Source organism: Maribacter antarcticus DSM 21422 (genome assembly GCF_000621125.1).
GTDB classification, from domain to species: domain Bacteria; phylum Bacteroidota; class Bacteroidia; order Flavobacteriales; family Flavobacteriaceae; genus Maribacter; species Maribacter antarcticus.
In genome coordinates this window covers 187,904-207,508 of sequence record NZ_JHZC01000008.1, presented here as the reverse complement: position 1 = coordinate 207,508, position 19,605 = coordinate 187,904, and the positions used below count along the sequence as shown (strand labels likewise).

Genomic DNA, 19,605 nt, shown 5'->3' with positions numbered 1-19,605 from the left:
CTTTTGACCTAAAAGTTCAATGTAGCCCCCAACAAGAAATTAGTGCCCGCCTGTGGATAAAACCCAGCCCCTTCAACGGTGGTTATAGTATTCGGAGTTGTGAAGTCGTCATCAAACGTAAAAAAGTATCCATTGGATTCAAATTTTGCGTCAAAAATGTTATTTACCAGACCTGAAAATACAATGCTCTTTAAAAATCCGTCGCATTTTAATTCGTACTGCACGTTAAAATCAGTTTGGGAATAGGCATCTAAAACAGATGTATCAGAATCTATATTTCCCATATATTGCTTACCCACATATTTGGACAATAAAGAAACCTGAAAATTAGTGGTAGGACTATAAACGAATATATTCCCAAAGATAACATTGGGTGAAAAAGCGATATTGGTATTGCCCAATTCCTCTAACTCCCCATCCCTTTCGAATACGAAATTCCTATTCTGATTGCTGCTTAAAGTCACATTGGGTCGTAAAGCAAACTTCTCCCCTAGGCTTATATTCGCATCAATTTCTAAGCCTAATCGGTAGCTATCTCCAATATTTTCTCGTAAAGGAGCACCAACATCATTTAACTGTCCCGTTAGCACCAACTGATCTTGATATTGCATGTAATAAATGTTGGTATTTACTTGCACACTCGGAGAAACATAGCGCCAACCCAACTCATAATCCTCTAACCTTTCTGGTTTTGGATTACCACTTTCATAATCGTTTCTATTCGGCTCTCTATTTGCTACCGCATAGGAAAAATAGAAATTGTTGTTCCTATTCAAATCAAAGGTAAGACCTGCCTTAGGGTTAAAAAAGTTAAAGGTATCGTCTACCAAACCTGTTTCTTCCCCATTAGCGGTGTATCCTACCGTTCTATACTGTAAATCCCCATAAAGCGACCATTGCTCATCCAAGCTATAATTTGCTTTGGTATAAAAATTAAAATCCGTCTTTGTAGAAGTATCATCATAATACCGGTCCCTTATTTCACTATCACTAGCAAAACGTGCCCAAATAACCTCACCAAAATGGTCACCCTCGTAACGGTTCCAACCACCACCCATGATAAGGTCCAGTTTATCTTTTTTGTAATTAGCCGAAAATACAGTACCATAAAAATCATTATCCAACCATCGTCTACGAATAAGATCTGTGGTGTTTACCTCAGCTCCATTAACCGCTAATGGTTGAAAACCATAAGTCGCGAAATCATCATCTTCTTTAAACTGCTCAAAATAACCCCTACCCCTGGTGTAATGCAGGGCAATATTAGTACTCCAATATTCGGATATTTGCTCGTTCCATAATAATTGAGCATGGTCTTGCTTGTAATTATCTACCTCATTATCATAGAATTGGGTTTCTCCGTTTTCATCTGTGTAAATTCCGGAAGGATTAAAAGTCCTATCACTTTCCAAGGTTTCGGCATTGATACCGTACCACGCTTGGTAGGTGATTTCGTGCCCTCCGAAAAGCAATGCTTTTATGACGGTATTGTCATCTTTATACGCACCTTGCAAGAAATAGGAATCCATATCGGCCCGTGCCCTATCGACATACCCGTCAGAATTTATTTGAGACAAACGTCCAGAAATTTCCACATGGTCGTTCAGCATTCCTGTGCTGAACTTTATATTGTTGCGCATGGTATTAAAACTACCTATTGATGACCCTATTTGGGCAAAGGCATCCTCAGAAAAACCATCGGTTAATAAGTTCAGACTGGCACCAAAAGCACCGGCACCGTTGGTGGATGTTCCTACCCCACGCTGTAATTGCAAACTCTCGGTAGAGGAAGCAAAATCGGGCATATTAACCCAAAACGTTCCCTGGGACTCCGCATCATTAAACGGTATTCCGTTAATGGTTACGTTCACACGAGTTGCATCACTGCCTCTTACCCGAATACCGGTATACCCAATACCAGCACCAGCATCGGATGTAGTTACCACAGACGGTAAAAAATTCATTAAAATAGGAATATCCTGCCCAAGGTTTCTGGGTGCTATTTCCTCCTTGGTAAGATTGGAAAATGTTACTGGCGATGCTTTGGTAACCCGTATGGCCGAAACAAAGACCTCATCCAAGTCCACTTTTTTTCCTTGTAAAGAATCGGTTGGTTGTTGCTGGGCCTGTAGACCCATGTTCATCGCAAGAAGTGCGGCAATTGTAAAAATAGATAGCTTCATTCGTACTAAAATTTAGTCACGAATAAAAGGGGCTATTATTCTAAGTTAAAGATTTATTTTTGGTCTAGTTAAAGACCTTGTAATCCATAATGAAGTAAGCCATCTTGCAGGCCAACCCCTCGCTAAAAATATCAAAGACATTTTTTTAACGCTCGGTCCCTTAGCAGCATTACCTGCCCAGGTTCATTGGGTATAATCTCAGCTTCATCCTGAACGCGTTTCAGGACTTGCCTGATAGTTGTTCGGGATTTGGCACCCCTTTGAGATGCTGCAAATGTAATACTCATTTTTTGTCTTTCATAACAGAAAATGAAAAAAATATTGTTATTAAAAAAAGCTAAAGAGCTAGCGAGGTAACCTCTTATTACAACCAAAAAAATTAATTTAAAAACCGTTGTTACTATAGCTAAATGCTAGCCTTAGATAAAATTTGAACGAGGGGTTTAACGTTTTAGATTTTAGTGGTGTTGCCTTCATAATAAATGGTTAGTATTCCTACGAAGGTTATTTGTTTATTACCGGTAATATTAGTTATGTTTCTTGTGTAATTTAAAAGTATAGAGACTGCCAACCATATAGTTACGGTGAGGACTCCTAAAACAATAGGATTTACAATTTCACTCATTCTAATTTGAGTTTACCCTATTCCTAATAAATTTTAGCTATGACGCAAAGTGATGTTACAAATACTAGGGTACCTACTTAGGCGAATATTACCGATACCATATTTCAATTTCTTTTATTCTAAAGGATAAGACACTACTAGTTTCAAAAGGTCACTTTTGGGTTTAAAAAAAGCTGCTAAAAAGCAACTTTTTTTAAATACTAACATTAATTATTTTTTATTCAGCCAATTACCATTGTAATCTATATACACCGTTCTTCTGGTGCCGCTCTGTAACACCATAATAAGTTTAAATTCTCCTTTGGAATTTTTATAAACCCCACCTAATTTTGAAGTTGGGTATTCTTTTAAAAGTTGTTCTATAACCTTTGGTGTAAGTTCCTTTGAAGTTACTTTTTTGAACTCCTCAGTAGAAAAAATAGCTACTTCATTAATTACGGCACTTACCGTTTCGTTTGCTGTTGCACTAAAGATTGTTCCAATCACCATAAGGCCTACTACTATATATTTTTTCATGCTGTAAAATTTCATCGTTACTATTTGTATCGTGCCTTATTTACGGAAGAAAAACGAGTTTAGATTTTAACCAAGATAAATTTTGGTTTTTTTAACCTTGATGCGATGGTTTTAAAAGATCATTAACTGTTTTGACAGGATTAAAGGTGACCAAGGGAACCTCAACAAAAATAGTGTTCCAATAGGCCATGGCGCCGTTCCAGAGTCCTGGAAGCTCCAACGCTTTTAATTCTTTTCCATCTTTTGTTTTTTCTGTAATAAAACCTTGTTTATGATCTACGAAATCTAACAGATTGTACTTTTCTCCATTATGATTACGCACGCCACAGACCAAATCTACCGGATTAAAATGGGTCGAATTCTTAAGGATAGCGACTTGTTCCGCGTTGTCCATATTTATTTGAGCAGATTCAATAATCTGCAAAGAGCGTTCTCCTTTTGCATTGGTAATCCAAAAAGGGCCACCTCCCGGCTCACCTTCATTTTTTACCATGCCACATATTCGTATGGGTCGCTGTAATTTTGCCAGAAGTATATTTACGCGGTCTTGACGAGACATGTCGGAATACCCTTCTGGTAAACTAGCATTAAGTTTTGTTTCTACGAATTGACTAGTATGATTAAGGGCATCGGCAATTCCATTCTGCAACTGTTTAGTATAAGCGAAAGCTTTCTCTTGAGCATCTAACAACACTCCTGCCAATATTTTTTTACTTTCGGCTACGGCATCTGCATCTCGCATTACAGCAACATTGTCTATGTTTTTAATAAAGATAATATCCGCATCTTGGTCGTTCAAGTTTTCTATTAATGCGCCATGACCTCCCGGACGGAATAATACCGAACCATCAGCATTACGAAAAGGATTGTTAGCCATATCTACCGCAATCGTATCCGTTGCCGATTTTTGAAAGGAGTAATCTACATAAAAATTCGTCTTAGTATCCAGGATTACTTTTTCACGTACTTCATTGAGTTCAAAATTGAACATGGCCTCGTGCTGTTCCGATATCGTAAAATGCAGTTGGGATTCTCCGTTAGAACTTGCATATAAGGCACCTTCCTTTAAATGCTCTTGAAAAGGTGTCACCGTATCGGTCCCATATTGATGAAAAGGCAAGAGCCCTTTTGGATAAAATCCGTAATTAAGTGAATTCTCATCTAGCAGTTCTCTTACGAAGGCATACAATTTTTCTCCTTCGGAGCCAGCGCTCCCCTTCAAACGACTTTTGACATCCGCATAAAACGGAAACTTTTCCAAGTCATCCGCAAATACTTTAATGTCCCTGTCCTTTGCTCTTTCTATATAGGCGTCTAATGTTTCTTCCTTTGGATTGTATGCGTCCAGAAAACTAAATAGCGCCTTAAACATGCGGGAAGCGGCACCGGAAGCCGGCACAAATTTAAGCACATCCAACTGTTTTGAATTTTTGGTATAAGTTGCTACCAACTCCTTTTCTTCTTCCTTTGAAAATCGATAAATTCCGTCCCCGACTACAGCAGCTCTTTTTAAATGTACAAAAGGAATTCCTTCACTAAACGTTTCTATTTGCCCTATTACTTTATTCTCGCTAATTCCTTTAGCAGCGAGCTGTTTCTTGTCCTTCTCCGTGAGTTCCATCATTTTTTAAGTAGCTTTTCTATATGTTCAATAGCGGTTTGTAATCGCTCTTTTTTATCGCCCTTTAAGATAATGAAATTACGATTATATTTCTCCAAAGTTTTTTTAAAATAAGTAAACATTTCTTCCCGTTCCGTAGGCTTGTCCCTTAGGTCATCTGCTTCCCATGGGATATCTATATACGTAAGAAAATAAAGATCATAGGTATTCTGCAATGCGTGCTTCTCCAACATAGGGTCACAATCCCCAATATAATATGCCTCTGAATAGACTTTTGTTTCCAGTAAGTCCGTATCACAAATTAAAATGTTAGTAGCTTTTTTAGTCAGTTCATTTTCCAATTTCATCTGACCTTCAGCAATAGGAAGTAAATCCAGTGGCTCGCAGGTTTTGCGTTCGTTGTTCCATTTACGCTGTAAGTAATCGCGTGCATATTCCGGCACCCAAACAGTATGATAGTGTCTTGCCAATTGCTCGGAAAGGGTGGTTTTTCCAGTAGATTCGGGCCCAAAAAGGACCACTTTTAAGATTTCTGAAGGGTGTTGTCTATACTTTTCTTCCATGCGAAATAGGCCTGTGTGGCGAGAATTGTAAATATAAGGTATTGCAGGGAAAGCATGCCCCAGCCTCTATAGGCGTATAGCGGTATGGTGATAATATTCGCGAATATCCAGAGTGTCCAATTTTCTAGTTTTTTTAAAGCCATATACCACATTGCCGTAAAAAATATGCCTGAAGTAAAAATATCGATATAATTGCTTGTTGTTATTTCAACATCAAATACGTTGTACACGCCGTAGGTAAACACCATGGTTAATACAAAAAGAGCAAAACCGATACCTTTCTCTCTAGTACTGGTTCTAGAAATCCGCACCAGTTTTTTACTGTTCTTGGTTCGGGACCAGTTCCACCAGCCATAAATACTCATGACGGAGAAGTAAAAATTCATGGCCATGTCTCCCATGAGTCCGTCCCGAAACAATAGATATACTGTTAGTACTGTTGCAATCAGACCTGTAGGATATACCCAAATATTTTCTTTTTTAGCAAACCAGACACTCAAAATTCCAAAGACAAAAACTATCGCTTCCAGAATAATAACATAAGCTTCCTTATTTCTGTAAGGATCTATAAAAAATTCAGAAATGAGGTTCATAATCGCTTCTATCGGATTTTACCATCTTCATATATAAAAGCCCTTTATCCATCAATTCAAAAGCTATTTTAATTTCTTTTTGTAGTACAGCCATGACGTCATCATAGCTGCCATAAACTTGTGTACTCAGGGGATTCTCTAAAACGGTTAATCCAGAACTTCTCAATTTTTTTATAAAGCTGATGATGTGTTCCTCGAAATCATTCTGGAGTGGCGAAAAGGTTAATTCTACAGATATCTTCATTTATTGTTGGGTTATTGAGTTATTGTCTAAAGGAAATGCATAAACACAGGTAAATCCTTCAAACTCCATAAAACAAATATGGTAGCTGTGCGTATCGCCTTTGTATTGGATTGTAGCGGTTGTCTTTTTATCATCAAATAAAAAATCGCTCACGAATATATGTTCCAGAAAACTAAGTCCTTTTTGGCCATAAATCTTATAGAGCGATTCCTTTGCACCCCAAACAATAGTCAATTTTCGTACTACAGCTTCGGTATTAGCGAGCGTTCTATATTCATTTACGAGCGTAAATTTATGTGCTATTCTCAAAATTTTATCACGCTGCATTTCAATATCGATACCAACCTCATCTTTCCTTCCAATAATAATCGCGGTAAAATGGTGAGAATGCGTAATGGATATATGGGTGCCGTCCTTTAAATATGGTTTCCCAGCTTTACTGTAGTGGAGGTCCTCATCCACATAACCGTAAAGAGCCAATAAGTGCCGTATACTCAAAAACGCCCTGCGGTGTATTTCGGATTTCATTCCGCTAAAACGTTTTTGACAATGTGGAGACAATGTAATACCCTTTTGAAGTTGCTCCTGCGTTTCTTCCACCTTCCAAATGGTAATGGAGGTATGTTCGTTTACTGTTATTGTTTTGTGAAGCGGCATGGAATTCCTTGTCTATTTTGTACCTTTGCAGCGCAGTAAAAAAAGCTATACGCCTACGAACGAAAGTAAAAAGAAAAAAAGATATGAGCACCAAAACTATTCCATTTGTACCCTATAAGGTAAAAGATATTAGCCTAGCCGGTTGGGGAAGAAAAGAAATTGAGTTGGCCGAGGCAGAAATGCCTGGACTAATGGCATTACGAGAGGAGTATAATAACGAACAACCTTTGAAAGGTGCACGTATTGCAGGCTGCTTACACATGACCATACAAACAGCGGTGCTTATAGAAACGTTGGTTGCTCTTGGAGCGGACGTTACCTGGAGTTCTTGCAATATATTCTCTACACAAGACCAAGCAGCAGCAGCTATAGCGGATACCGGTGTTCCTGTATATGCTTGGAAAGGAATGAACGAGGAAGAATTTGACTGGTGTATAGAACAGACCTTGTTTTTTGGTGAGGACAGAAAGCCGTTAAACATGATTTTGGACGATGGCGGTGACCTTACCAACATGGTACTGGATAGGTATCCGGAATTGGCTGCTGGTATTAACGGACTATCCGAAGAAACAACGACTGGGGTTCACAGGTTATACGAACGCGTAAAGAACGGCACCTTACCTATGCCTGCTATCAACGTAAACGACTCTGTTACTAAATCAAAATTTGATAATAAATACGGATGCCGTGAAAGTGCTGTAGATGCAATACGAAGAGCTACAGACACTATGCTTGCAGGAAAAAAGGTAGTAGTTGCGGGCTATGGTGATGTTGGAAAAGGAACCGCTGCTTCTTTTAAAGGCGCAGGATCTATAGTAACGGTTACTGAAATCGATCCAATTTGTGCCCTACAGGCTTGTATGGACGGTTTCGAAGTGAAAAAATTAGAGAACGTTATTGGTAAAGCTGACATCGTAATCACAACCACAGGAAATAAAGATATTATTAGAGCGGAACATTTTGAAGCACTTAAAGATAAAGCCATCGTTTGTAATATTGGACATTTTGATAATGAAATTGATATGGGGTGGTTGAACACAAACCACGGTGCTACTAAAGACGAAATTAAGCCGCAAGTAGACAAATATACTATTGACGGTAAGGACATTATAATTTTAGCTGAAGGCCGGTTGGTAAACCTAGGATGCGCAACAGGCCACCCAAGCTTTGTAATGAGTAATTCCTTCACCAACCAGACCTTGGCACAAATAGAGCTATGGAAGCACAAGGATAACTACGATAATGATGTATATATGCTACCAAAGCACTTGGACGAAAAAGTTGCAAAATTACACCTTTCTCGTTTAGGGGCTGAACTTACAGAACTGAACCAAGACCAAGCTGCATATATTGGCGTAACTGTAGCGGGCCCCTTTAAGCCTGAATATTACCGGTATTAATATCAAGTAAAAAACGGCAAAGCCCTTATCCCTGTTTAGGAATAAGGGCTTTCTATTTAAGATACCCAAATAAATGACTATTCTTCTTACAGGTGCAACAGGCACATTAGGTTCCAGAATCCTTTTCTCACTTCTAGAGGAGAAGTTTCATGAGATAAAACATATTTACCTACCTGTACGGGAACGGAAATCAAAAACTCCGGAAAGTAGAATAGCAACTATGCTTGCAAGTAGCTTTGCTCCAGATTTTATAAAAAAGAACAGCGAAGCAGTCCTATCTAAGATTACTGTGGTTTCGGCCAATAGGCTACTAAGCCCAAATGTATTTTTAGGAAACATTAGAATCACGCATTTCATACACTCGGCCGGACTCGTAAACCTTTCCACAGCACCCGAAGCCAAGGAAGAGATATTTGAGGAAAACCTGGAGTTTACCAAACGTATTTTTAACACGTATAAAGATTTAATAGACAAGTTTATCTACATTAGCACAGCTTTTTCCGTAGGTAACATTGAAGGACTCATTCCTAACGACTACCTGTCCAACGAACCCAAAGCTCATAGAAACCACTACGAGGCGTCCAAATATGCAACGGAAAAATTTGTAATGAAGGCTAGTGAGGAATCTGGTATTCCCGTCCAAATTTTAAGGCCGAGTGTCTTAGGCGGTAATATTATAGACACGCCAAGCTTTTTTATCTCCAAATACATGGTCTTTTATTTGTTTGCTAAATTCTTTCATAGAAATACTACCGCGGATAGCATTCGCATTACAGCAAATGCAGAAAGTGGACTAAATATTATACCCACCGATTATGCAGCAAAGGTCATAGTAGCAGTTTTTGATTCCAAAATTGAACAATTGAATATTGTCCATTCCAAAACAACCCACATCACCAGAGGTATCTCAAAAATTTTGGAAGCTGTCGCCTTTACTAATTATAAGCTCACAAAAAATATTATTAATACCAACACTGGATTTGAATCCAAATTAGAAAAATTCTATTATAAAACTATTGGCATACACCTTACACCTTACCTAACCTCTAAACCTTGCGAATGGGACACGACGGTACTAGAAAATATTTTACCCATGCCCAGTTATAATTTAGAAGAATATTTAAGCGATACCATTAAATTTGCAAAAGCAGAAGGATTTAAGAACCAACAGTGGTAATAACACTAAATCGTGCAATTTAATTCAGCATTTAGTACCCACCATTAGTATCTAAACCAGCATTCCATTTTCGCACAAATTCATCTGACCATGCATCCCAGCCAATGGTCGTTAGTGTCCATATTGCAATACCCATAATCATCAGATTTAACACAAGGGCCACAATGGCTATTATTTTTCCTTTTTTAATAGTCGAAAAATTACTGTAACTCTCGGGGTTCGCTACATAAATTTTTTCAGATTTCCCAGCTAATAAGTACGAAATTACAGCAGGTATGACTCCTATTCCTGCAAAACAAAAAACACATATACTTAGTAAGGCCAGAAGATAAACTGCAGTAGCATTGGGTAGTTTTTTGGTTGTCATTTGAATATTGGTTTAGGGTAAGTTAAGCATATTTGGTAAAATATTCCAATGCCAGATATCAATTATTATCTACAATCTGTTGTTTCAGAATTATTTCCCTATTCTATACCATTTAACGAACTTTACATAAAAAATAAAGTTATGAGAATATTTGTAGATATGGACGAAGTAATGGCGGATACCTACGGTGCGCATATAGAAATGTACAACGCCGAATTTGACGGTCGGCTTACCGCTGAAAAATGCGCAGGAAATGAGGTTTGGAACATGGTACCCGAAGCACACCAAGACAGTGTTCGTAAACACGCGAGGAGACGTGGCTTTTTTAGAGACCTTAAACCCCTTGACGGCAGTATAGCGGTATTGAAACAACTGGCCTCTCAACACGATATCTATATTGCATCGGCAGCCATGCAGTTTCCCAACTCCTTAGAAGAAAAAAGTGATTGGCTAGACGAGTTCTTCCCATTTATCTCATGGCAAAATAGAATACTCTGTGGCCATAAGCACATTCTGAACGGAGATATATTGATTGATGATCGCAGCTATAACCTTGAAAACTTCGACGGTAGAGGCATATTATTCACATCTCCACACAATATAAATACGGAGGGATTTGAACGCGCAGATACTTGGCTAGAAATTGGAGAGAAATTATTTTGAAGTACCTAATTAAAATAATCCTTACCTTTTTTGAGCAAGAATGCCGAGCCTGCGTAAGTTAGTCTATCTTTATAATCGTCATGAGTTTACTAAATATACTTGTACTTTTCTCAGCCTTTTCTTTTTTATTTTTTGGCCTAGGATGCTTTTTATCTCCGCGAATGAAAACGGAATTCATTAGATACGGTTTAAAGCGGCAACGGACTTTTGTGGGCCTATTGCAGCTTATTGGAGCTATCGGTCTTCTTGTTGGTTATTTTCATCAAGTCACGATTATAATTATTTCTGCTTTTGGGTTATGCCTCTTGATGATTTTAGGTTTCGGTGTACGCTTAAAAATTCGGGATTCCGTTTTACAATCCGCACCAGCATTTTTCTATGCTCTTATCAACGGATATATCTTTTTAAAGCTAGCAAACCTTATTTGAAGTTGTTACGATAGAAAAGTCAAATAAAGACACATACATAGAAATAAAAATGCCGGAAAAGATTTTTTGATGGGATCCTTTATTTTTAGATGCATTAGAATGGAGCCCGCAAGTAATAGTGCCAAACCTAGGGCTGCAGGCTGAAGTAATTGTGGAAACCAAATCGCAGCTATCAATGCAATAGCCAATGCTACTTTAAGAAACCCAATAACATAACAAGTCCAATCGGGTAAACCATATACCTCAAATTCTTCTTTTATAGTTGTTGCATTTCCTCCACGCCATTGGGTAGGTTTATTATACTGGATGAGCCAAACATTCAAAATACTCAACCCAACTATGAGTTGCAAGGCAATAGTAATATATTCCATAAAGTTATATAAATTTAAATCAAACTGTAATTAATCTATTTCAAATAAAGTTAGTGACTAAAAATGAAAAAGAAGATTATTGTACTATATAATATTGACTCATAAGAATTATTCTTAAAAAGAATACAGAAAACTACTGAACTCACTTAACCAACTATTGTACAACCATCTTCGCTTTTGAAAGAAAATAAGGCGCTTATTCATCAAGATTTAACTTTCCTAAATCATAAAAGTAAAAGTTCTTCTCATCGTTCATAGCAACAAAAAGTCCGTTGGGAAAGGTGTCGTTTAAAGGAAGGGTAACTACATCGCAACCATCGGTCTCTAGCGTACTCAAGTTTATAGCCTTTATAAAGTAATTATCTTTCCTCGAAAAAATATTAAACTCTCCCTGTTGCTGATTTGATACAATTAAAAAACCATGCCCATCAAGCTAATTAGCAATTGCTATTCCTTCTATATCTTCCAAAAAGTATTCGCCTCAAAAGCAGGAAATCTCGGCGTCTCCGAAACTAGGTACCGCATAATATTTTTTAATACATACCCCCTTCATCAGAATAATAAATAAATCCGTTTTTATCATCTATAGCAATGGCTTCTATCTCTTTCTCACCACTAAACGAACCGAATTTCCTCACAAAATTAGCTTGTACACCGGTACTATCCGATTTCATTTCATACTGATATAAATACCCTGTTGAAGGACCCGTATTTCTGCCTACGATAGCATACACTTTCCCATCCTTTGAGGATTTATATAAGGCCACTCCCATGGGTAACTTATTTTCAAGTATTTTCTCATCTTCAAATACTTTAAAGCCTCCCAAGTCTAATGATTCAATTTCTGGGACAGAAGAAACCCTTATTTGCTGTTTCTCTCTTTCCGTAAAAACAAGGATATCGGTCGTTGTAGAATCGTTCAATTGAAAGCCATATTTGAGATCTACATTATTAGGCCGTTCAATATTCCTGATAGTTTTAGATTCGATAATTTTTCCATTTAAATCAAATGCATAAAGTGCACCGTTTGTTTCTTTGTCAGTGCCAAAAACTATACTTTTTGATGCGTCATCTGGATTGATTCATATTGCTGGGTCATCGGTATCGTTAAGCGTGAATTCCATAATAATATTAGGCGCAATAGCTGGTAATTTAATTGGGTTGCACGCACTTAAAATAACAAGGACAAGTACCAGATATGGTAATTGTTTCATTATGATAGGTTAGTATATTATTTCAAAAGAATCTGATTAATTTTTTTCGGTACAAAGCAATAAAAGGATTACTTCTAAATACGTGCTACAACGCCATATTTATTTCTTAAACAAATCGTACTTTAAACCGAAAGTGAGCCGTTGCCCATAAAATTCTACCTGCTGCGTACGCTCTTTAATACCTTGGTAATAGCGTAAAGGCTGGTTGGTGATATTATTCAAATCAGCATATACACTCAGGCTGGAGTTAATTTGATAAGATGCATTGAAATCCAAGAACAACTGCGTGTCATAAAACCTATCCTCAAAATTATTTCCTCCAATTTCATCAACATACGAATCGGAAAAATTAACGGATAAACGCGTCCTAAATTTTCTATCGGCATAACCAAGGGAGCCATTGAACATGTTAGGAGCGGTATTGGGCAAATCTATATCGTTCCGCACATCACCATCCTCGTTGGTAATCCCGTCCGCACTTGAGGTCAAGTAAGTGTAATTGAGGTATAGACTAAAATTACGTGCAAAACCGGGAAGAAAATCCAATTGGCGTTGAAATGCGATTTCTGCACCAAAAATAGTGGCATTGTCACCGTTCAAGGGCTGAAACAAATCATAGCCAACCGCATCCGTTCCAAATGAATTATCCATTACTTCTGTAATACTAGTGAATGTAAAATCTTCGATATCCTTATAGAATAAGCCGCCGGAAATCAAACCTACACTCTCAAAATAATGTTCCGCCATCACATCAAAATTTGTAGCCGTAGTCGCTTTTAACTCTGAATTTCCTATCACAATTTCGTCATCCTCATTTATAATCTCTACCCGAGGAATGAGATCCACATAGTTCGGACGGGCCAAAGTATTGGTCCAAGCAAAACGGAAGATAGTCCTATCCGATATATCGTATTTTAGATGAATCCCGGGAAGAATATTGGTATATGAATTTTCATCACTTACCTCTTCCACCACAATTTCTTCCTCAATACCATTATCCTCATCTTCTTCTATAAACGTTAAGCTAAAACCATCAGAATCCAATTGAGTATTTTCTAAGCGAACACCTGCAAGAATACTTAGCTTATTTGTTATCTTTTGATTAAACATGGCGTAGCCTGCCCAAACATTTTCAGTTACATCATAATTCTCTGCCAAGAATTCGTCCTGCAGTAATTCACCATTCGAAAGGTCTAATTGTCCCAACCAAACCTCATTAGGAAATATCCCAGCCTGATACTGACTTCCGGCCAGAAAATTACCATCGGTTTCATCTGTAATAGGAACAGCTGCCAAGGTAGGAAAGGTATCCTCCAAATCGACTTCAAAAAAATCGTTATCCCTGAACTTATTCTTGAATCTTCCTCTTGCACCAAACTTGATGAAACCATCTCCACTTCCAAAGAAATCTACAGGTAATTCAAAATTCACAAAGATATTGATATCCTCCTCTTCGGTATACTGGTTCTCATTGGTAAACTCGTCATACTCAAAACCTTCCAAATTATTTGCATCGGAATTATTTTCCGCCGTCATCAAAGGAAATTCGGAATCGCTATTATTATTGTTCACTATATATTCCGATGCAAAAACTGCGTAACGTTCGTTCAGGCGCTCTTCCGATGCCTTAGCATAAGAGGTCATCCAATCCATCTTTAAAGTCCCAATCAAATGATTACCACCAAGACTATAATTCTGCATGCGCTGGTCCTCCAACCTTCTATTTTTACTACGCTTGTCATCCAGTCCCCCTTTGGTTTCCCGTACCGCTTCTACTGGAAAACGCGTGGGATTACCGTCGATTATAGTGAAATCTCCCTCAGCTATGTCTTCCGCATCCAATAGTTCTTGAGCCAGCACATATCTATTTTCACGATCATCCCGCCAATTATACATAGTTTTTAAAAAGATGGTATTATTGGCATCGAGCTTGTAGTCCATATTGGCAGAAAAGCTACGCCTAATTCGCTGCACCAAATAGGAGCGTTGCTCGTTTACATTGGTATATGGATTAACAGCTACCCCTTCCAATATATCTTCTCCATCAGCATCTTGTATGCCCGTATTGAATTCAAATTCGTCTGTCCATTCCGCCTCTACGTTATCAGAACCAAAATCATTGTCATTTCCAGAAACGGAAACCATCCATCCAAACTTATCGTTCTTGCTTCTATCCCCTAGAAGAATTGAACCATTTAGAATAGGCTTATCCGTAATAAAATTGATTCCTGACCCTAGTGTAGCAGATAGTCTAAACCCTTGTGGGGAAGTTCTTGTTATCAAATTTATTGATCCGCCCAAGGCATCCGCATCCATATCCGGTGTTACTGCTTTACTAACTTCAATGGTTTGGATCATATCGGCCGGAATCAAATCCATCTGTACATTTCTATTATCGCCTTCGGCGGAAGGTATCCTACTTCCATTTAAAGTTACAGAATTCAATTGTGGCGAAAGTCCACGGACAATAATATTCCTAGCTTCTCCTTGATCAACTTGCATAGTGATTCCAGGAATACGTTTTACGGCGTCCCCGATGTTGGCATCAGGAAATTTTCCAATCTGATCGGTAGATACCACATTAGTGATGTTCAAATTATTTTTTTGCGTATTCAAAGCCTTAGATTGTCCGCCCAATCCATAAGCGCTAACTTCGACGCCATCTAGCTCCATACTTTTTGGCTCTATAAACAAGGAGATTTCAGTTGTCTCATTTGATTTCACTATAACTTCCCGTTCCATATCCGAATAGCCCAAATACGATATTTTTAAGGTATAGCTTCCTTCCGGAATATCTACAAGCGTAAACCTTCCATCAAAATTAGAAATCGCTCCTTTTGGTAATGCAGCGATAATGACATTTGCACCGGGCAAGTATAGTCCGTTTTCATCGGATATAGCACCCTGTATATTTCCTACTTGAGACCAGATTAAGAATGGCAAAAGTAAGAGTGTAAGCGAAAGATTATTTTTCATTTTCAGCATGGTTCAGTTAGACCACAAAGAAATTAGAAATACTAGGGAAAGGTATTTTCTTAATCTGAAGCTTATATTAAGCTTGATGTATGATTTAGATGGTTATCATTTATTTTTACACTAACCTAACTTTTAGTTAAACTAAAATAGCCCATGTCTTGGAACAAGGGCTATGTCTTCTTATTGTTTTACTATCGTAATTTTTAGCAAGCATTCCTTCTAAATAACAACAATCTGCTTGCTCTTAAAGTAGCACTAGCCCTTGTTCTTTATGCTCTAGTGGATTAATCTTCTTTTTTACTATTTGGCATGTAAACCATGTAGAAACCATCTTCAAAAGCAGAAAGATGAATGATTTTACCATTAGGCCGTACTGCATTCCATGATTTTTCATTGGGCTTGTCCACTAAATCAATTTTCTTTCCTTTCTTTGGACCCTTTCACAGCCGTAACTTGAACTCTATTTTTAGTCGCAGTCATTTAAAAGGTATTCCCGGCTTTTTTTACCAGTTGTACTTCTTCATCCCCTTCCTCCATTGCTATTGGATTTGAGCCTGACCTAAATTCAATCACATTAAAAATAACTGCATCTCCAAATAAAAACAAACCGTATACAGCGATTATATTCAATCCCCAAAAGACAAGATTATTAACAAACGTATTGTCAGATGCGTCTTGGTTCCATTCCTTTAAATTATTAAAAGCGCTAAATGAACCTATGCAGCTAGAAAAACGACAGACTGGACATTGCTATACAAGTGATAAATTTTTTTATAATACCTAATATTTTTTGTTAGCCCTAAGAATAATTCAGCGGCTATCATAAAACTAATCTTAACACAAAGGTTATTAACTCTAATCGAAACTTAAGAGGTTATTTACAAACAAAAAACCCCACCAAATGGCAGGGTTTTTATTCAATATGTTATATTCTATGCTTCAAAGGGCTCAATGGAAACAAAAGATTTTCCACCAGCTTTCTTTTGAAACTTTACCAAACCATCTACACGAGCGTGCAATGTATGGTCTTTCCCAGCGTAAACATTCTCGCCAGGATTATGTCTTGTTCCTCGCTGTCTAACTAAAATGTTTCCTGCGATAGCAGCTTGACCACCAAAAATCTTAACACCTAAACGTTTCGATTCTGATTCCCTACCGTTTTTAGAACTACCTACACCTTTTTTATGTGCCATTTTTTTACGGTTTATATTCCCATTACATCACGGAAATAAAGTTATACTTAAAGCGGTTGGCTATTATGCCTTACCACCGTCTAATTCGTCTTGCCATTTCTTTAACTCATCCCACTTGCCTTCAGCAGCCATTTTAGCTTGTGCTGGCCAAGTATCCGTTACGTGATTCCCACGAACATCTGCAATGATTTCAGAAATTCTTGCTGGCTTGGCTTTTGCCAATTCAGCAAAAGTTGTAATACCTGCAGCGCTCAACGTTTCAGCGATTTTTGGTCCAATTCCTTCAACCTTTTTAAAATCGTCTGCTTTAGTTGCCTTTGATGCCGCGACTTTCTTTGGGGCTACATCCTTTTTAGCGGCTACAGCTTTTGGAGCGGCTTCTGTTTTAGGAGCAGCTTCTGTTTTAGGAGCGGCTTTTCTGGTTTCAGCTACTTTTGATTTTTTTGCACCTTTCGCAACAATACTTTCTATTACGATTTCAGTCAATGACTGTCGGTGTCCGTTTTTCTTTCTGTAACCTTTACGTCTTTTCTTGTGAAAGACAATTACTTTGTCACCTCTTAGGTGCTTAATGACTTTAGCCTCAACAGCGGCTCCGTCTATAGCTGGGGCGCCAACAGTAACGTTCGTACCGTCATCTAAAAGAAGAACATTGTCAAAAGTTACCTTTTTTCCTTCTTCTGTTTGCAAACGGTGAACGTACACTTTTTGGTCTTTTGCAACTTTAAATTGCTGCCCTGCCATCTCTACAATTGCGTACATATCGTTAAAAATGTGTAATTAAAACCTATTGGATTTTTTCCAAAGGCGGCTGCAAATATACTTCTTATTGATTAATAGACAATAGTTTTATCGAAATTTTACGGTTTATTGACAGTCAGATTATTAGTTGTTTTAAAAAGCTGCATAAAGGTGAGTGTAAGTACGACTGTCGTACTAAAACCCATTACCGCAACCACAAAGAAAACGATGGCCTCAAAACTTTGGTATTCACTAGCCCATTGAGTGGAAAGAATTTCTAAGAACCCCGGATTGAGCTCTGTGGAATAAAGTGCAAAAAAAACAGTAAATATAATGGTAGCCATTCCGCCAGTGGTTAACCCCGTAGTAAAACCCATACTGTATCTAAATGCTTTTCCGTTTTCTAGTTTGTAATACTTTATCGCTTCATAAATTCCAAAACCTGTAATAACGGCATTGAAGAGACTAAAGAACACATTGGTATGCAATCCTAACAAAGAGAGTATTAAAAAATAAGCAATTAAACTACCGCTAGTAGCAATACCAAAACGAATAGGTAGCGTAAAATTTTTCATAGCTGGTTTTAAAGTTGAGGATAAGATAAACAATAAAGAGCAAAAAGCACCTTAATCGCATGTTAAAGAAAAAATTAAATCAGAATATTCCTCTTACAAAAGTTGAAATTCTTGTAACTTTAATATCCATCACCATACAGATGATGCGCAAGATTATTAAAAACTAGAAAAATGAAAAGCAAACTACTTATGGTCTTTGCCCTTCTGTGTTCCTTCATAACTATTATCGCACAGGAAGTAGCTTATGAGGAATATGACCTAGACAATGGTTTACATGTAATCCTTCACCAAGACAATACCGCACCTTTGGTTACTACAGCGGTCATGTATCACGTAGGAGGAAAAGATAGGACCGAAGGCAGAACAGGAATGGCACACTTTTTTGAACATTTACTATTCGAGGGTACAGAAAATATCGAAAAGGGGAAATGGTCCGAAATTGTTTCTTCTAACGGAGGAACCAACAATGCAAACACCTCTCAAGATAGAACCTACTATTATGAAGTGTTCCCTTCCAATAATTTAAAATTAGCCCTTTGGATGGAATCTGAAAGAATGTTGCATCCTATCATCAACCAAGACGGAATAAATACTCAGAACGAAGTTATAAAAGAAGAAAAAAGGTCGCGTTACGACAACGCTGCTTACGGAAAACTTCTCTTTTCTGTTTCGGAAAACCTGTTCAAAAAACATCCTTACAAAGACCCAAACATAGGCTACATGAAAGATTTGGATGCAGCCACATTAGAAGAGTTTATAGCTTATAAGAATAAGTACTACATTCCTAACAACGCCGTTTTGGTTGTAGCAGGAGATATAGATATTGCCCAGACAAAACAATGGATATTAGACTATTTTAGCGCTATCCAAAAAGGAGACGACATCGTGCGCAACTATCCGCAAGAAGAAGCTATTACAAGCGAAATAAAAACGAAATTTTACGACCCAAATATTCAAATTCCGGCCACTATTATTGCTTACCGTACCCCAGGTTTTAAGAATCGAGACGCTTATGTACTGGATATGTTATCCTCTTATTTAAGCGACGGCCCTTCCTCTAAGTTATATAAAAAAATGGTAGATGATCAAAAAGAAGCACTGCAAGTAGGCGCCTCTAATGTTGGACAAGAAGATTATGGGATGTATCTCGTGTTTGCTTTGCCTGTTGGCGAAACTACTTTGGAAACACTAAATATATCCATTGAGGAAGAAATCGCTAAAGCAAGAACTGCAATAATGTCCGAAAACGATTATCAGAAGCTACAGAATAAATTCGAAAACAGATTTGTAAACGCCAATTCGAGCGTTGTTGGCATTACTGGTTCTTTGGCAACTAATTACACGCTATATGGTGATACGTCACTCATTAACAAGGAAATAGAAATATACCGTTCCATTACAAGAGAAGAGATTATGGAGGTAGCAAAAAAATATCTAAATCCAAACCAAAGGGTGGTTATTGATTATATACCCGAGGAAACACCAACAAATTAATCAT

The 19,605-nt window shown here is 37.7% G+C and carries 24 protein-coding genes; 5 read left to right on the top strand and 19 right to left on the bottom strand.

Translation table 11 applies throughout. The annotated features are described in order from the left end of the window. Positions 1–8 precede the first annotated feature (8 nt). The 8 genes from Q360_RS0109435 to Q360_RS22890 form a co-directional block, all read right to left on the bottom strand. Positions 9–2,183, bottom strand: coding sequence for a TonB-dependent receptor (locus tag Q360_RS0109435; RefSeq protein WP_027076871.1), 2,175 nt, complete (start codon positions 2,181–2,183; stop codon positions 9–11). Positions 2,184–2,634: 451 nt separating this feature from the next. Then, positions 2,635–2,808 (bottom strand): hypothetical protein, encoded by a 174-nt coding sequence (locus Q360_RS25755; RefSeq protein ID WP_156950070.1) that lies wholly within the window; start codon positions 2,806–2,808, stop codon positions 2,635–2,637. A 210-nt stretch (positions 2,809–3,018) separates the two neighbouring features. Further along, the gene (locus tag Q360_RS0109420) at positions 3,019–3,324 is read right to left on the bottom strand and encodes a hypothetical protein (protein WP_156950069.1); all 306 of its coding nucleotides are present in this window, start codon (positions 3,322–3,324) and stop codon (positions 3,019–3,021) included. Between the two features lie 91 nt (positions 3,325–3,415). After that, positions 3,416–4,948 (bottom strand): DUF4301 family protein, encoded by a 1,533-nt coding sequence (locus Q360_RS0109415; protein WP_027076869.1) that lies wholly within the window; start codon positions 4,946–4,948, stop codon positions 3,416–3,418. Beyond that, positions 4,945–5,508, bottom strand: a complete 564-nt coding sequence (locus Q360_RS0109410) for an AAA family ATPase (protein WP_027076868.1) — start codon at positions 5,506–5,508, stop codon at positions 4,945–4,947. Before Q360_RS0109410 ends, Q360_RS0109415 begins: the two co-directional genes overlap by 4 nt. Then, complete coding sequence (pnuC, locus tag Q360_RS0109405) at positions 5,469–6,101, bottom strand: nicotinamide riboside transporter PnuC (RefSeq protein ID WP_051554648.1); 633 nt, start codon at positions 6,099–6,101, stop codon at positions 5,469–5,471. Before pnuC ends, Q360_RS0109410 begins: the two co-directional genes overlap by 40 nt. Continuing rightward, positions 6,085–6,345 (bottom strand): thiamine-binding protein, encoded by a 261-nt coding sequence (locus Q360_RS0109400; protein WP_027076866.1) that lies wholly within the window; start codon positions 6,343–6,345, stop codon positions 6,085–6,087. The genes pnuC and Q360_RS0109400 overlap by 17 nt, the downstream gene beginning before the upstream one ends. Further along, a complete protein-coding gene (locus Q360_RS22890) occupies positions 6,346–7,002 on the bottom strand; it encodes a 4'-phosphopantetheinyl transferase family protein (protein WP_036195550.1) in 657 nt (218 codons plus the stop codon). An 83-nt stretch (positions 7,003–7,085) separates the two neighbouring features. Between Q360_RS22890 and ahcY the strand changes: the two genes are divergently transcribed. Then, positions 7,086–8,402: an adenosylhomocysteinase gene (gene ahcY, locus Q360_RS0109390; RefSeq protein ID WP_027076865.1), complete on the top strand. Its 1,317-nt coding sequence runs from the start codon at positions 7,086–7,088 to the stop codon at positions 8,400–8,402. Between the two features lie 73 nt (positions 8,403–8,475). Next, positions 8,476–9,579: an SDR family oxidoreductase gene (locus Q360_RS0109385; protein ID WP_027076864.1), complete on the top strand. Its 1,104-nt coding sequence runs from the start codon at positions 8,476–8,478 to the stop codon at positions 9,577–9,579. Between the two features lie 31 nt (positions 9,580–9,610). Here the strand turns inward: Q360_RS0109385 and Q360_RS0109380 are convergent, their stop codons facing one another. Then, on the bottom strand, positions 9,611–9,946 hold the full coding sequence (locus Q360_RS0109380) for a CCC motif membrane protein (protein ID WP_027076863.1): 336 nt from the start codon (positions 9,944–9,946) through the stop codon (positions 9,611–9,613). A 141-nt stretch (positions 9,947–10,087) separates the two neighbouring features. On the opposite strand from Q360_RS0109380, the gene Q360_RS0109375 reads away from it, so the two are divergent. Both Q360_RS0109375 and Q360_RS0109370 read left to right on the top strand, forming a co-directional pair. After that, positions 10,088–10,609, top strand: coding sequence for a 5' nucleotidase, NT5C type (locus Q360_RS0109375; protein ID WP_027076862.1), 522 nt, complete (start codon positions 10,088–10,090; stop codon positions 10,607–10,609). Between the two features lie 80 nt (positions 10,610–10,689). Further along, positions 10,690–11,037, top strand: a complete 348-nt coding sequence (locus Q360_RS0109370; protein WP_027076861.1) for a DoxX family protein — start codon at positions 10,690–10,692, stop codon at positions 11,035–11,037. A gap of 5 nt (positions 11,038–11,042) precedes the next feature. Here Q360_RS0109370 and Q360_RS0109365 read toward each other — a convergent pair whose 3' ends face one another. The 10 genes from Q360_RS0109365 to Q360_RS0109330 form a co-directional block, all read right to left on the bottom strand. Continuing rightward, entirely contained in the window at positions 11,043–11,408 is a 366-nt protein-coding gene (locus Q360_RS0109365; RefSeq protein WP_027076860.1) for a DoxX family protein, read from the bottom strand. A 196-nt stretch (positions 11,409–11,604) separates the two neighbouring features. Further along, positions 11,605–11,787, bottom strand: a complete 183-nt coding sequence (locus Q360_RS27160; protein WP_316931513.1) for a hypothetical protein — start codon at positions 11,785–11,787, stop codon at positions 11,605–11,607. A gap of 154 nt (positions 11,788–11,941) precedes the next feature. Continuing rightward, positions 11,942–12,463: a phytase gene (locus Q360_RS27155; RefSeq protein WP_316931512.1), complete on the bottom strand. Its 522-nt coding sequence runs from the start codon at positions 12,461–12,463 to the stop codon at positions 11,942–11,944. A 27-nt stretch (positions 12,464–12,490) separates the two neighbouring features. Next, a complete protein-coding gene (locus tag Q360_RS27150; RefSeq protein WP_316931507.1) occupies positions 12,491–12,622 on the bottom strand; it encodes a hypothetical protein in 132 nt (43 codons plus the stop codon). Positions 12,623–12,721: 99 nt separating this feature from the next. After that, positions 12,722–15,598, bottom strand: coding sequence for a TonB-dependent receptor (locus tag Q360_RS0109355; protein ID WP_027076859.1), 2,877 nt, complete (start codon positions 15,596–15,598; stop codon positions 12,722–12,724). A gap of 284 nt (positions 15,599–15,882) precedes the next feature. After that, positions 15,883–16,005: a hypothetical protein gene (locus Q360_RS26970; RefSeq protein WP_262493213.1), complete on the bottom strand. Its 123-nt coding sequence runs from the start codon at positions 16,003–16,005 to the stop codon at positions 15,883–15,885. A gap of 73 nt (positions 16,006–16,078) precedes the next feature. Next, positions 16,079–16,318 carry a DUF3332 family protein gene (locus Q360_RS26615; RefSeq protein ID WP_245603242.1) on the bottom strand — a complete coding sequence of 80 codons (240 nt, stop codon included), beginning with the start codon at positions 16,316–16,318 and terminating at the stop codon, positions 16,079–16,081. Between the two features lie 212 nt (positions 16,319–16,530). After that, positions 16,531–16,791 carry a 50S ribosomal protein L27 gene (gene rpmA / locus Q360_RS0109340; protein WP_027076858.1) on the bottom strand — a complete coding sequence of 87 codons (261 nt, stop codon included), beginning with the start codon at positions 16,789–16,791 and terminating at the stop codon, positions 16,531–16,533. A gap of 63 nt (positions 16,792–16,854) precedes the next feature. Continuing rightward, positions 16,855–17,553 carry a 50S ribosomal protein L21 gene (gene rplU, locus Q360_RS0109335; RefSeq protein ID WP_027076857.1) on the bottom strand — a complete coding sequence of 233 codons (699 nt, stop codon included), beginning with the start codon at positions 17,551–17,553 and terminating at the stop codon, positions 16,855–16,857. 98 nt (positions 17,554–17,651) lie between these two features. Next, complete coding sequence (locus Q360_RS0109330) at positions 17,652–18,107, bottom strand: DUF4199 family protein (protein ID WP_027076856.1); 456 nt, start codon at positions 18,105–18,107, stop codon at positions 17,652–17,654. Between the two features lie 171 nt (positions 18,108–18,278). On the opposite strand from Q360_RS0109330, the gene Q360_RS0109325 reads away from it, so the two are divergent. Beyond that, complete coding sequence (locus tag Q360_RS0109325; protein ID WP_027076855.1) at positions 18,279–19,601, top strand: M16 family metallopeptidase; 1,323 nt, start codon at positions 18,279–18,281, stop codon at positions 19,599–19,601. Positions 19,602–19,605: the final 4 nt, after the last annotated feature.

What these genes read in the sequence shown, in the direction of transcription:
- Q360_RS0109355 (WP_027076859.1), bottom strand. Translation starts at nt 15,598, where the DNA reads ATGAAAAATAATCTTTCGCTTACACTCTTACTTTTGCCATTCTTAATC.
- Q360_RS22890 (WP_036195550.1), bottom strand. Translation starts at nt 7,002, where the DNA reads ATGCCGCTTCACAAAACAATAACAGTAAACGAACATACCTCCATTACC.
- Q360_RS0109400 (WP_027076866.1), bottom strand. Translation starts at nt 6,345, where the DNA reads ATGAAGATATCTGTAGAATTAACCTTTTCGCCACTCCAGAATGATTTC.
- Q360_RS0109330 (WP_027076856.1), bottom strand. Translation starts at nt 18,107, where the DNA reads ATGAAAAATTTTACGCTACCTATTCGTTTTGGTATTGCTACTAGCGGT.
- Q360_RS0109370 (WP_027076861.1), top strand. Translation starts at nt 10,690, where the DNA reads ATGAGTTTACTAAATATACTTGTACTTTTCTCAGCCTTTTCTTTTTTA.
- Q360_RS0109365 (WP_027076860.1), bottom strand. Translation starts at nt 11,408, where the DNA reads ATGGAATATATTACTATTGCCTTGCAACTCATAGTTGGGTTGAGTATT.
- Q360_RS0109415 (WP_027076869.1), bottom strand. Translation starts at nt 4,948, where the DNA reads ATGATGGAACTCACGGAGAAGGACAAGAAACAGCTCGCTGCTAAAGGA.
- Q360_RS0109420 (WP_156950069.1), bottom strand. Translation starts at nt 3,324, where the DNA reads ATGAAAAAATATATAGTAGTAGGCCTTATGGTGATTGGAACAATCTTT.
- Q360_RS0109435 (WP_027076871.1), bottom strand. Translation starts at nt 2,183, where the DNA reads ATGAAGCTATCTATTTTTACAATTGCCGCACTTCTTGCGATGAACATG.
- pnuC (WP_051554648.1), bottom strand. Translation starts at nt 6,101, where the DNA reads ATGAACCTCATTTCTGAATTTTTTATAGATCCTTACAGAAATAAGGAA.
- Q360_RS0109385 (WP_027076864.1), top strand. Translation starts at nt 8,476, where the DNA reads ATGACTATTCTTCTTACAGGTGCAACAGGCACATTAGGTTCCAGAATC.
- Q360_RS0109380 (WP_027076863.1), bottom strand. Translation starts at nt 9,946, where the DNA reads ATGACAACCAAAAAACTACCCAATGCTACTGCAGTTTATCTTCTGGCC.
- Q360_RS0109325 (WP_027076855.1), top strand. Translation starts at nt 18,279, where the DNA reads ATGAAAAGCAAACTACTTATGGTCTTTGCCCTTCTGTGTTCCTTCATA.
- Q360_RS25755 (WP_156950070.1), bottom strand. Translation starts at nt 2,808, where the DNA reads ATGAGTGAAATTGTAAATCCTATTGTTTTAGGAGTCCTCACCGTAACT.
- rpmA (WP_027076858.1), bottom strand. Translation starts at nt 16,791, where the DNA reads ATGGCACATAAAAAAGGTGTAGGTAGTTCTAAAAACGGTAGGGAATCA.
- rplU (WP_027076857.1), bottom strand. Translation starts at nt 17,553, where the DNA reads ATGTACGCAATTGTAGAGATGGCAGGGCAGCAATTTAAAGTTGCAAAA.
- ahcY (WP_027076865.1), top strand. Translation starts at nt 7,086, where the DNA reads ATGAGCACCAAAACTATTCCATTTGTACCCTATAAGGTAAAAGATATT.
- Q360_RS0109375 (WP_027076862.1), top strand. Translation starts at nt 10,088, where the DNA reads ATGAGAATATTTGTAGATATGGACGAAGTAATGGCGGATACCTACGGT.
- Q360_RS27150 (WP_316931507.1), bottom strand. Translation starts at nt 12,622, where the DNA reads ATGAAACAATTACCATATCTGGTACTTGTCCTTGTTATTTTAAGTGCG.
- Q360_RS0109410 (WP_027076868.1), bottom strand. Translation starts at nt 5,508, where the DNA reads ATGGAAGAAAAGTATAGACAACACCCTTCAGAAATCTTAAAAGTGGTC.